General features: G+C 60.2%; 10 protein-coding genes and 1 pseudogene. 7 read left to right on the top strand and 4 right to left on the bottom strand.

The features are described 5' to 3' along the window. The first annotated feature begins 93 nt into the window (after window positions 1–93). Entirely contained in the window at window positions 94–867 is a 774-nt protein-coding gene (locus OO258_RS13475) for an IclR family transcriptional regulator (RefSeq protein ID WP_103469123.1), read from the top strand. Window positions 868–976: 109 nt separating this feature from the next. On the opposite strand, the gene OO258_RS13470 is transcribed toward OO258_RS13475, so the two are convergent. Then, complete coding sequence (locus tag OO258_RS13470) at window positions 977–1,309, bottom strand: heme-binding protein (RefSeq protein WP_103469122.1); 333 nt, start codon at window positions 1,307–1,309, stop codon at window positions 977–979. A 102-nt stretch (window positions 1,310–1,411) separates the two neighbouring features. Between OO258_RS13470 and OO258_RS13465 the strand changes: the two genes are divergently transcribed. The 5 genes from OO258_RS13465 (at window position 1,412) to OO258_RS13445 (ending at window position 7,953) form a co-directional block, all read left to right on the top strand. After that, window positions 1,412–2,440: a LacI family DNA-binding transcriptional regulator gene (locus OO258_RS13465; protein WP_103469121.1), complete on the top strand. Its 1,029-nt coding sequence runs from the start codon at window positions 1,412–1,414 to the stop codon at window positions 2,438–2,440. A 241-nt stretch (window positions 2,441–2,681) separates the two neighbouring features. Next, complete coding sequence (locus tag OO258_RS13460) at window positions 2,682–3,404, top strand: gluconate 2-dehydrogenase subunit 3 family protein (RefSeq protein WP_103469120.1); 723 nt, start codon at window positions 2,682–2,684, stop codon at window positions 3,402–3,404. A gap of 17 nt (window positions 3,405–3,421) precedes the next feature. Then, on the top strand, window positions 3,422–5,188 hold the full coding sequence (locus OO258_RS13455; RefSeq protein WP_103469119.1) for a GMC family oxidoreductase: 1,767 nt from the start codon (window positions 3,422–3,424) through the stop codon (window positions 5,186–5,188). Between the two features lie 8 nt (window positions 5,189–5,196). Next, window positions 5,197–6,516 (top strand): cytochrome c, encoded by a 1,320-nt coding sequence (locus tag OO258_RS13450; protein WP_103469118.1) that lies wholly within the window; start codon window positions 5,197–5,199, stop codon window positions 6,514–6,516. A 111-nt stretch (window positions 6,517–6,627) separates the two neighbouring features. Continuing rightward, on the top strand, window positions 6,628–7,953 hold the full coding sequence (locus tag OO258_RS13445) for a carbohydrate porin (protein ID WP_232099759.1): 1,326 nt from the start codon (window positions 6,628–6,630) through the stop codon (window positions 7,951–7,953). 295 nt (window positions 7,954–8,248) lie between these two features. On the opposite strand, the pseudogene tnpC reads toward OO258_RS13445, so the two are convergent. The 3 genes and pseudogenes from tnpC to tnpA all read right to left on the bottom strand — a co-directional run. Next, window positions 8,249–9,709 (bottom strand): annotated as a pseudogene (tnpC, locus tag OO258_RS13440) (IS66 family transposase); the annotation flags it as partial. Between the two features lie 57 nt (window positions 9,710–9,766). After that, window positions 9,767–10,099 carry an IS66 family insertion sequence element accessory protein TnpB gene (gene tnpB, locus OO258_RS13435; protein ID WP_146050472.1) on the bottom strand — a complete coding sequence of 111 codons (333 nt, stop codon included), beginning with the start codon at window positions 10,097–10,099 and terminating at the stop codon, window positions 9,767–9,769. Continuing rightward, window positions 10,096–10,416 (bottom strand): IS66-like element accessory protein TnpA, encoded by a 321-nt coding sequence (gene tnpA / locus OO258_RS13430; RefSeq protein ID WP_103469116.1) that lies wholly within the window; start codon window positions 10,414–10,416, stop codon window positions 10,096–10,098. Before tnpA ends, tnpB begins: the two co-directional genes overlap by 4 nt. Before the next feature lie 344 nt (window positions 10,417–10,760). Here tnpA and OO258_RS13425 point away from each other — a divergent pair, with 344 nt between their 5' ends. Continuing rightward, window positions 10,761–11,663, top strand: a complete 903-nt coding sequence (locus tag OO258_RS13425; protein WP_103469115.1) for a type 1 glutamine amidotransferase — start codon at window positions 10,761–10,763, stop codon at window positions 11,661–11,663. Window positions 11,664–11,702 lie beyond the last annotated feature (39 nt).

The raw sequence follows: 11,702 nt of genomic DNA, 5'->3' as shown, positions 1-11,702 counted from the left end.
ATCACTCTCAGGGCGTGTACCACAATACGGTAACTGTATCGTCAATTGCCTCGTACCGCAATGTGGTACAGTGCTCGAAAATTGGAGGTGCCGATGGACGTAGTCAATCAACAAGGCGGAAACGAAGAGAAAGGCGGCGGAATTCAGGTCATCGCTCGAGCTGCCAAGATCATGTATTTACTAGGGAAAAAACCTGATGGTCTGAGCCTTGGGGATATTGCTCAGGAGGTAGGGCTACCTCGCTCGACTGTGCAACGGATCGTCGGTGCGCTTGAAGAGGAGGGAATGATTCGAAGTGAGGGTATTGGCGGGATTCGCCTGGGTGCAGGCCTCTTGAGACTCGTTACCTACGCTCACGCAGATCGAATCACTGTCCTTCGACCATGGTTACATCGGCTAAGCGAAGCAGTTGACGAGACCGTTGTGTTATCGAGGCCCAATGGATTGCAGCTGGTGATTGAGCATCGAGTTGTAGCTGACCGAGAGCTGCTAGTGATGCCCCGGTTAGGCCAACTGGATAAGCCGCTTTATGGTACGTCTGCTGGTCGGGCGATTATGGCCTTGTATAGCGACGAAGAGTTAGGTGTCTTGTTTCAAGGCCAGGGCAGCAGGGAACCTGACTCGGGTTCGGTTGCGAAAATCTTCAAGCAAGTGGGCCTAATTCGAGATACTGGCGTGTCATGTGACCACGGCGAGCTAATGGAAGGGATTACCACGACTGCCGTTGCCCTAGACACAGTGTTGGGTCGGTTCGCTATTTCCATGCCTATCCCGACCTTCCGTTTTGAAAAAAATCGGGAAATTTACATCCGGGAATTGCTTCACTGTAAAGCTGGAGTGAGCAAAGAAATCGCCTGCACGGGGTGACCAGCGCTTGCAGTGGCTGAGTCACCCAGTCACTTTAAGTTTTTTTAGAACTCCCGTAACCAGCGGAGCTTGGGTAAGTGTGCTTCCGTTAGGCGTGGTACAGCTCGTTCTAGCCGAAGGCCATCCGCATGATCGTCGTCTGCCACAACAGCGGCCCCAGCCAGGCCCTTGACGCCGAGTTGGCCTTCTTGATCACCGCCTCGATGTAGCCTGGGGCGGCACCGTCCATGCGCTTGAAGGCCGGCCGGTAACCATTGGCGTCGGTCACCGCGATGCACTGGTATGCCTGGGCGTCGCCGGGCGGGGGCAGTTGGGAATACGTGATGTTGCTGATGGTGGTGTTTGCCGGGGTAATGGTGATTGGGGACGGCAAGTTCTCGCTGGATGGCTGGTTGTTGCGTCGGGGCTGGATGTCGCGTCGGTTGATGTGGCTGGCATTCAACGCTAACGGCGCAAGTCTGCGCGGGTAGGAGTGGAAAGCGGAGTAGGCGAAACTTTAGCAGGCATGGCAGACTCCGCACCTTTGGTTACTGGATGTTTCTAGGTGGACAAGATTGACCGTCGCCAAGGCATGGCTGATGTCGCCCAATTGGCCGGCGTCAGCCTGAGTACCGTCGACCGTGTGTTGAACGAGCGTGGCAGCGTTTCCGACAGCAAACGTCGCAAGGTGCTGCAGGCAGCCCAGGCGCTGGGGCTCAAACGCCTGCTGCCTTCTGCGCTGCATGGCTTGCTGCGCTTCGACTTGCTGCTGGTAGACAGCGCCACCGATCATTACCGGCGCCTGGCGGCTGCCTTTGTCAAACAGGCGCAGATGCACCGCTCGCGGCTGGTGCTGCAGCGCCATGTCTGGCAGGAACGCGATCCTCAGCAACTGCTGGATCTCATCAACCAGCCCAGGGTGCCGCGCCAGGGGTTGATCGTGGTTGCCCAGGACACCCCACAGGTGCGTGAAGCCCTTAGTGCGCAGGTCGCTGCCGGCGTGCCGGTGATACTGGTAACCAGCAGCCTGCCCGGGCTGGAAGGGGTGATCTACGCGGGGATCGACAACCATGTCGCCGGCCGCGCTGCCGGGCGGCTGATGAGCCAATGGGTTGCCCCGACCCATGGCCGTGTGCTGCTGGTCACCAACTCATTGCTCTATCGCGCCCATCAGCAGCGTGTACAGGGCTTTCTCGAGGTCATGGCCGAGCGGGCGCCGCAAGTCGAGGTGCTCGGCCCGGTGGAGTGCTTCGACGACAACCAGCTCAATGCCGCAACGATCAGCGAGTATCTGGCTCAGGATGCTGGGGTGGTCGGGCTGTACACCACCGGCAGCGGCTCGACGGGTGTGCACCAGGCGCTGTCCGGCCATGCCGGGCGGCTGGTCTGGATCAGCCATGAGGCGACTGCGCAGCATGCCGACATGCTCCGCGCAGGGCTGCTGTCGCTGGTGCTCGATCAGGACCCTGAAGGGCAGGCCGAAGCCGCCATCCAGCAACTGCTGTACGCCAACGGTGACTTGGACGCACCGCCACAGGTGTGGCCGCAGCTGCGTATGGTGATCGACGAGACCCTCCCGCCTGCCACGTGTTGAAGCTATTTTGACGTAAACACGTCAACGCTTCGATGGCGCGGCGTTATGTCGCGCCATAGACTGGCCCCGCTGTGATCGGCAGGTTGCCAGGTTCACTCCCCAGTACACCGCGTTTTTCGTTCATCCGCCCAGATCCCCATCGCCCCTGACGAGCCTGTCTGTGCTCGCCGTGTGCCTTTGCGCGCCCGAAATTCCGCGACCTGCCGCACGGATCCCCGTGATTGTCGATAAGGAGAACTCCATGAAACGTAGGGACGCCTTGCGTTCAATGGGTGCGTTGTTCGCCGCCGCTGGCCTGGCCAAGGTCGGCGCAGTGGAACTCAAGTCGGTGCCGCCGGAAACCGGTCTGAACCGCGAAATGCTGCCATCGCCGGTGATGAGCGGCGGCCAGGGCAATGTGTTCAAAGGCCAGGCCCGTGCCACCCTGACTGCCGTGTTCGACCGCCTGATTCCCCATGACGAGCTTGGTGCTTCGGCCAGCGAAGCCGGCTGCGTGGATTACCTCGACGCGCAGATGAGCGGCCCCTATGGCGAGTCGAAGGACCTGTATCTGGAGCGCCCGCTGCAGGCCGACGAGTCTGCGCTGATGGGCCTGACCATCAGCCTGCGCAGCCGCCGCGACTACACCCTGGCCGGCCTTGCGTTCATCGACCAGCACGCCCGCCAGCTGCACGGCCGCGCCTTCGCCGAACTCGACGGCGAGCAGATGGACGCTATTTTGCGCCAGCTGGACGAAGGCCGCCTGGACTGGGAAGGCGCCGGCAGCGGCAGCCGCCTGTTCGAATTCCTGCTGCTGAGCGTGCGCGAAGGTTACTTCGCCGACCCGCTCTACGGCGGCAACCGCGGCATGGTCGGCTGGAAGCTGGTGGGCTTCCCCGGCGCTCGCTACGACTACCGCCAGTACATCGATCGTCGCGGGCAGGACCTGGGCCTGACGCCCATCAGCCTGATCCCGGTGAGCTGAGGCCAGAGGAAACCAACATGGCAATTACACGTAAAAAAGCTGACGTAGTCATCGTCGGCCTGGGTTGGGCTGGCTCGCTGATGGCCGAAGAACTGACCCGCGCCGGGCTGGAAGTGGTGGCGATCGACCGCGGCCCGTGGCTCGACACTTCCACCGACACCCCGCCTGCCGTCGACCCCGACGAGCTGCGCTGGACCATCCGCCGCGAGCTGCTGCTGCAGCCGGGCGATTACACCCTGACGTTCCGCAACCACTCCGGCCAGACCGCGGTGCCGACCCGCGAGCTGAAAGCCTTCCAGATGGGCAAGTCGGTGGGCGGTGCGGGCTTCCACTGGGCCGGCATGGCCTGGCGCTTCTCCGAGTGGGACTTCCGTGTGCGCTCGGCCACCCTAGAGCGTTATGGCGCGAGCAAGCTCAAGGGCCTGGAACAGGTACAGGACTGGGGCATCACCTACGCGGATCTTGAGCCGTTCTACGATCGCTTCGAACGCATCGCCGGCATCTCCGGCATTGCCGGCAACCTGAACGGTGAGATCCGCCCCGGCGGCAACCCGTTCGAAGGGCCGCGCAGCCGCGAATTCCCGACGCCTGCGCTGAAGGATTCGCGGCTGATGCAGATGTACCGTGACAGCACCGCGCAGATGGGCCTGCACCCGTTCTACATCCCGGTAGCTCACGTTGGCGCGGCCTACGTCAACCCGCTGGGCGTGAGCATGGCGCCGTGCACCTACTGCGGCTACTGCATGTTCCATGGCTGCGGCAACTACTCCAAGTCTTCGCCCCAGGCCTGCGTGATCCCGGCACTGATGCGGCGCAAGAACTTCACCCTGATCACCCAGGGTTATGTGACGAAAATCCACAAGGCCGAAGACGGCAAGACCGCCACCGGCGTCAGTTACTTCGACGAGCAGGGCCGCGAGGTCATTCAGCCTGCCGATATCGTCGCACTGTGCTCGTTCACCTACGACAACGCCCGCCTGATGCTGCTCAGCGACATCGGCAAGCAGTACGATCCGGTCAGCCAGACCGGCACCATCGGCCGCGCCTACAACTACCAGACTTGCGCAGGCGCCCACGTGTGGTTCGAGGACGAGACTCTCAACCCGTTCATCGGTGCCGGCGGCCTGGGCATCCAGGTGGACGACTACAACGGCGACAACTTCGACCACAGCCAGCTCGACTTCATCGGCGGTGCCGGCTTGCTCACCGTTTCCCGCGAGGGCATGCCGATCGGCCGGGCAGGGCTGTTGCCTCCGGGCAGCCCGCGTTGGGGCAAGGGCTTCAAGCAGACCTACAAAGACAACTACCAGAACTACGGGATCATCTTCGGCCAGGGCACCTCGATGCCGGCCCGCGATGCCTACCTGTCGCTGGACCCCAACTACAAGGATCGCTGGGGCACGCCGCTGCTGCGCATGACCTTCGACTGGAACCAGAACGACCGCAACATGGCCCGCTTCATCGAGCAGCGCGCCGTCGACATCGGCAAGAAGATGGGTGCCAAGCACGTGCACACCTTCAACTCGGCCGCCAAGGCGTGGAGCCCGTACGACGAGAACTCCAACCACACCCAGGGCGGCATGGTCATGGGCGAAGACCCGCGTACCAGTGCGGTCAACACCTACCTGCAGAGCTGGGACGCGCACAACGTGTTCGTGGTCGGCGCTTCGGCGTTCCCCACTAACGCCGGCTACAACCCCACCAGCACCGTGGGCGCCTTGGCCATCCGTACGGCGCGGGCGATCCATGAGAAGTACCAGCACAACCCCGGTTCCCTGGTGTGAGGCCTGTCATGATCAACAAGAAAACCGCCCTGATCGGCGGCGGCGTGGTGGCCCTGGCCGGCGCCGTGATGCTCGGCCTGGTGATCCAGGCCAACTCCACCGCGCGCTCGCAGGTGGCCGATGACAGTGTGCGCCTGAGCGACTTCAAGTCCACTGACGCGGCACTGATCAAGCAGGGCGAGTATGTGATGCGCGGCGCCGACTGCGCGGCCTGTCACACGGCCAAAAGCGGCGACTTTGCCGGTGGCTACGTGATCGGCACGCCGTTCGGTGACATCCAGTCGTCGAACATCACCCCCGATCGTGAAACCGGCATCGGCAATTACACCCAGCGCGACTTCTTCAATGCCGTGCGTCAAGGGCAGGGCCGCCATGGCCTGTTGTTCCCGGCCATGCCGTACACCGACTACACGCGCATGAGCGACGATGACCTGCGCGCATTGTGGGCGTTCTTCAGCACGCTCGAGCCGAAGGCGCACAAGGTCGACGAACTGGTCGGCATGAACTTCCCGTTCAACCAGCGCCTGTTGATGGCGGGCTGGAACTGGATGTTCTTCGACAACAAGTCGTATGTCCTGGACCCGGCGCAAAGCCCCGAGTGGAACCGTGGCCGCTATCTGGTCGATGGCGCTGGCCACTGCGCCGCCTGCCACAGCCCACGCAACGCCCTGGGCGGGCCAATCGCTGCCCAGGCGCTTCAAGGTGACCTCCTCGGCACCTGGTTCGCGCCGAACATCACCAACGACCCGCACCAGGGCTTGGGCGACAGCAGTGTCGAGCAGATCGTCGACTACCTGAAGACCGGCAGCGACGGCGTTGCCGTGGCCAGCGGGCCGATGGCCGAAGCGATCGAGAACTCCACCCAGCACCTGACCGACCAGGACCTGCGCGCCATTGCGGTGTACCTCAAATCGTTGCCCGGCAACCCGCAGCCAGCACCGGCAGCGCTGGCCGGTAATGATGCCCGTATGCAGCGTGGTGGCCAGGGTTACGAGGTGCATTGTTCGGCCTGCCACGGCACGGCGGGCGAGGGTGTGAGCCACATGATCACCGGATTCGCCGGCAACAAGGCGATCCTCGCGGACAACACCGACACGTTGACCAGCGTGGTGCTGGGCGGAGCGCGGGCGGTGCATACCCATACCTACGTCACCGGTGCGGGGATGCCGGCGTTCGACTGGAAGCTCAGCGACGTCGAAATTGCCGACATTCTCACCTTTGCACGCAACAGCTGGGGCAACAGTGCGCCGGCAGTGACGGCGGAGGAGGTGGCGGAGATGCGCAAGCAGCTCGACTTGCCGCAGCAGATGCGCGCCAGCGTTCAGTAAATACCAGGTCCGGCCCTATCGCCGGCAAGCCGGCTCCTCCAGATCTTGTAGGAGCCGGCTTGCCGGCGATAGGGCCCTGACAGGCACCACACCAATAACAAAGAGAACATGATGTTTACTTTCAAATACCGCGTACTGCTGGTCGCCATGGCTTGCGCTCAAACGGCCCACGCCGCCGATCCCTTCGCCAGCGATTCCCCCTGGGCCCTGGGCGACTGGAACGGCACCCGCACCACCCTGGCCGAAAAAGGCATCGACTTCGAATTCGCCTACGTCGGCGAATTCGGCGCCAACCTCGGCGGCGGCTACAACAAGGACCGCAGCGCCAGCTACAGCGACCAGTACTCGCTCGGCGCCAGCTTCGACCTGCAGAAGCTGCTCGGCTGGCACGACGCCCGCTTTCAGCTGACCGTGGCTGACCGCAACGGCGACAACATCTCCAACGACCGCGTCGGTGACCCGCGTGTCGGCACCCTGAGCTCGTCCCAGGAAGTCTGGGGGCGTGGCTCGCACTGGCGCATGACCCAGCTGTACTACCAGCAGGCGTTCTTCGACCGACGCCTGGACATCAAGGCTGGCCGCTTCGGCGAAGGCGAGGACTTCAACAGCTTTGACTGCAACTTCCAGAACCTGACCTTCTGCGGCTCGCAGGTCGGCAACTGGGGTGGCATCTGGTACAACTGGCCGATCACCCAATGGGCGCTGCGGATCAAGTACCAGCTCACCCCCGAGCTGTTCGCGCAAATCGGTGCGTATGAACAGAACCCGTCCAACACCCAGAACGACAACGGCTTCAAACTCAGTGGTAGCGGCACCGAAGGTGCGGTACTGCCGGTGGAACTGGTGTGGCAGCCGCGTATCGGCGGCCTGCCGGGTGAGTACCGCGCCGGCTATTACTACAGCACCTCCGATGCCAAGGATGTGCTCAAAGATAGCAACGGTCAGCCGGCCGTGATCAGTGGCGCGGCTTATCGCAGTGCCTCGAGCAAGCACGGGTTGTGGCTGGGCGCAATGCAGCAGGTTACTCGTGAGGCAAGCGATGCGTCACGCGGATTGAGCCTGTTCGCCATGGCCACGGTGCATGACAAGAAGACCAGCAAGGTCGACCACTATGTGTCGGTAGGCGCGGTGTACAAGGGGTTGTTCGCGGCACGGCCGCAGGATGACATCGGCCTTGCAGTGTCCGAGGTGCATGTGAACCCGGCGTACCGCAAGAATGCGGCGCTGACCAATTCGGCCAATGGTATCGAGGATTACGATGACCCGGCTTACCTGCCGGTCCAGCAAATCGAGTACAACGCCGAGCTCAACTACGGTATTCACCTGGCCGAGTGGCTGACGGTGAGGCCGAACCTGCAATTCGTCCGGCACCCAGGCGGGGTGAGGCAGGTGGACGATGCCTGGGTCGGTGGGTTGAAGGTACAGGCGACATTCTGATTTCCATCATCACGTGCTGAAGGCGCAGGACAGAGGTAAGCTTTGCCCGTCAGCCTTTCTACAACAACTGCTGGGCGCCGGCCGTGGCCTAGGCGCGTAGGCTTGCCAGATCCAGTCCAATCAACTGGCCTGTGCACTTGACGATGCGGCCGTCCGCGATGACGGTATCGACATCGGCAGGGCTTGCCGACTGGACGATGCATGCCAACGAGTCGTTCACCGGAAACATCCGCAGCCTGCGGCTGTCGACAAGCGGCAGGTCGGCTCGCTTGCCTACAGTGATCGAACCCGTTTGTCTGCCACTGTCCAGCCGCGTCAGCACATCCTTGAGATAGGCATACGGATCATGCCCATTCATACGCGCTGTTTGGATCAGGCTCATGATTGCAGCTGCCCATTTAGCACTGCGCAGCGACCCGGCAAACAGCCGGTTCGAGCGTCCAAGTGCCCATGGCAGCATCTGATTCTCGACCTGATTGTTGTCGATGGGCACAGCCCCATCGCCCAGGTAGCGCGTCAGCGCTACCCAGCGTTTCAGACTGTAATCGAAGGCTTTCGCCGTAGCTGATCCGCTGGGCACCAGGTCGCGCTGGGCCAACATCCAGTCATGCAGTTTGTTGATTATCGGTGCCGCCATTTCCTGCCGTATTCGCCAACGGTCATCATCACTCATGTCTCGCGCTTGGAGTTCGATCTCGTACAAACCGCTGATCGAGTGCAGCGCCTGTTCGGCCAACTGGCTTTTGTTCGCCACGTGCAGATCGAAAAACCTGCGACGGGCGTGGGCCATGCAACCGATTTCAGTGATGCCTTGCTCAAAACCAGCTTTGTAGCCTGCGAAGTCATCGCAGACCAACTTACCGTTCCAGTTGCCTAGGAAGTTACGCGCATGTTCGCCAGCACGGCTTGGGCTGAAGTCGTAAACCACCGCTTTTAGCGCCGAAAATGGCGTAGTGCTGTAGGCCCAGACGTAGGCCCGGTGCGTTTTCTTCTCGCCTGGCGCAAGCATTTGCACCGGTGTTTCATCGGCTTGAATCACGCCCTGGTTCAGCATGGCTTCACTCAGTGCATCGACCAGCGGCTGGAGCCGCACGCCGGTTTGCCCAACCCGCTGCGCCAAGGTCGAACGAGCTATTACCAGCCCGGCACGGCCAAAGATTTTCTCCTGCCGGTACAGCGGCAAGTGATCGGCAAACTTGGCCACGATTACGTGGGCCAGCAAGCCTGCGGTCGGGATACCTTTGTCGATAACCTGCGCCAGCACCGGCGCTTGGAGCAGGGCTTCGCACTGGCGGCAAGCCCACTTACCACGCACGTGTTGCTCGACGGTAATCACGCCCGGCGTGTAATCCAGCTTCTCGCTGACGTCTTCGCCAATGCGCTGAAGTTGGCAGCCACAGGCGCACTGAGTGTTTACGGGTTCGTGACGAATCACGGTGCGCGGAAACTGCGGCGGCAATGGCGCACGTTTCAGGGATTGCCGTGGTTCGGCTTGTGGCGAAGCTGGAAGGAGCCGTTTCAGCTCTGCTTCGATAGCTGCAAGGTCTGTGTCGAGCAGATCATCCAGAAAGCTGCCTTGCGCTGGGCTGATCTACTCGCTGCGCTTGGCAAACTTGTGGCGTTTAAGAAGGGCGATTTCGTAAGTGAGTTGCTCGATGATGGTTTCATCGTTCTGGATCCTCCTGCTCATCGCCTCAACTTGGGACTGCAATTGCAACGCCTGTGCCGCCAAGTCACGAAACTGTTCCGGGGGCATCTGGTCGAGGTTGAGCGGGAAGGCCAACGACAAGCAGACAGGTCAAATGGCCGGCGATTAAAGCATGCTGATCACACCACCTAAGCCGACTCGCTGCCACGGCAACCGCAGTACCAGCGCCTGGGGTTGTTCACTGTCGAGTTCGACCTCGCAACCATGGCGAATGCCGGGCCAGTGAAACTTGCCTTGATTCAGTCGCCGCGCGGCAAGCCAGATACCCACGCCATTGTGTACCAGCACTTTCATCCGGTTGGCCCGGCGATTGGCGAAATAAGCGCAGTGCGGCTTCGCCGCACCGAACACCGCGATCACCCGGGCTAATGCGGTTTCGGTGCCAGCGCGCATATCCATCGGCTCGGTGGCCAGCCAGATCGCATCGATGCGGATCATTGGGCCACAGCCCGGATAAATTGCGCGCAGCCCTCAGGATCTGAGACTGGCCATTTCACCGTGATCAATTGCCCGGCGATGGGCAGTTCGATGACCACTGACACTTCGGCTGGCCGTTTAGGGGCGGTCTTCAGCGGGACGAATGCTGGTAGCGAGGTTGTCGCGGGCTGATCTCGATAGAGCGGCATCCATTTGCGGATGACGTTGGCATTGATGCCGTGGCTGATGGCGACACTGGACTCAGTTGCGCCAGGTTGCAGACATTCCTGAACGACCTGGGCCTTGAATGGTTTGGGATAAGAGCTTCGTTGGCGCATGGAAATCCTGGCGATTACGGGTAATCGCGTCCGCTTAAAAATATGCGGACACCATCGCCCTTAACGCAGGAGTTCGGAAGGTGAGTTCGCCGGATGCTTACCAGCTACGGGCTGCATTCCAGCTCCTTCATGTAAACACCGGTTTACAAAAGCCAGCCTTTCAGTGTGGTTGCTTCGTTGCCCGACCGGCAGCTCCTACGGATGTGTTGACTTTTGATCGCGTGTTTCGTATAAGGAAACACGAGGTATTTTTGGATACGCCGGCGACGCGAGAAGTTACAGGTGCCGCTGGCGGTGAAGCTGGATATTGATGAGTGGTGTACGACCACACAGAAGGTATCGGAATGAAAATCCTTGTGGCTGAAGGGAATGTGCAGTTCGCTCGTGAGTGGTACCGATCGATAACGGGAGAGACGCAAGGCGAGCAGTACGCTTCAGTGATCAAATCACTGAGCTCAAATATTCAGGTAGACATCTTGAATCTACCGGATAGCGATCAAAACTCGCTGCTCGACTTTGATAGGTATGAGGGTATCGTACTAACTGGTTCATCATTGAATGTATATAACCAATCTCCCGAAGTGGAACGCCAAATAAAATTTGCGCGTCGTGCCTTTGATTCGCAGGTTCCGTTTTTCGGATCTTGTTGGGGGCTTCAAGTGGCTAACGTGGCTGCTGGCGGCGAAGTAGAACTGAATCATCGCGGGCCAGAAGTAGGAGTCGCTCGCAGAGTATCTCTCACAGATTTAGGCGCTCAACATCCTATGCATAAAGGGCGTAAAACTTCCTTTGATGCTTTAGCAATTCATTCGGATCATGTCACACGCCAGGCCGAAGGCATGAGTGTTACGGCTACTAACGAGATTAGCGAAGTTCAGGCGGCGGAAATTTTATATAAAAATGGCTGCTTTTGGGGTGCGCAGTTTCACCCAGAGTACAGTTTAAATACTCTGGCAGATGTATTGGGTATGTACGATCAAACGCTGATATCAAATAGAAATTTATTTTTGGGTGGGAAAGAATTCAAGGGCTACATTGAGGCGCTGCGAGTTCTGCACAAAGACTCTAGTCGTCAAGATATTGCGTGGCAGTTAGGTTTAGATGGTGACATTCAAGACGATTTTAGTCGAAGCTGTGAAATCAGAAATTGGCTTGAAACCAAGGTGGGGGCCCCAGTAAGGCAAAAAAGTGATAGATCTGTATTATTCAATTACAGCTATCTAGTAACAGCTACATTGCCGTATTGAGTGCTCGCTCGGTGAGAGTCTACGGCCTCGCTAAGCGCG

The sequence above is a fragment of the Pseudomonas sp. DCB_BI genome (assembly GCF_026240995.1).
Classification (GTDB): Bacteria; Pseudomonadota; Gammaproteobacteria; order Pseudomonadales; family Pseudomonadaceae; genus Aquipseudomonas.
This window is presented reverse-complemented; position numbering and strand designations above follow the sequence as displayed.

Excerpts from the sequence above, each read along its gene's own strand:
- OO258_RS13455 (WP_103469119.1), top strand. The coding sequence starts at position 3,422 with ATGGCAATTACACGTAAAAAAGCTGACGTAGTCATCGTCGGCCTGGGT.
- OO258_RS13445 (WP_232099759.1), top strand. The coding sequence starts at position 6,628 with ATGTTTACTTTCAAATACCGCGTACTGCTGGTCGCCATGGCTTGCGCT.
- OO258_RS13450 (WP_103469118.1), top strand. The coding sequence starts at position 5,197 with ATGATCAACAAGAAAACCGCCCTGATCGGCGGCGGCGTGGTGGCCCTG.
- tnpA (WP_103469116.1), bottom strand. The coding sequence starts at position 10,416 with ATGCGCCAACGAAGCTCTTATCCCAAACCATTCAAGGCCCAGGTCGTT.
- OO258_RS13460 (WP_103469120.1), top strand. The coding sequence starts at position 2,682 with ATGAAACGTAGGGACGCCTTGCGTTCAATGGGTGCGTTGTTCGCCGCC.
- OO258_RS13425 (WP_103469115.1), top strand. The coding sequence starts at position 10,761 with ATGAAAATCCTTGTGGCTGAAGGGAATGTGCAGTTCGCTCGTGAGTGG.
- tnpB (WP_146050472.1), bottom strand. The coding sequence starts at position 10,099 with ATGATCCGCATCGATGCGATCTGGCTGGCCACCGAGCCGATGGATATG.
- OO258_RS13475 (WP_103469123.1), top strand. The coding sequence starts at position 94 with ATGGACGTAGTCAATCAACAAGGCGGAAACGAAGAGAAAGGCGGCGGA.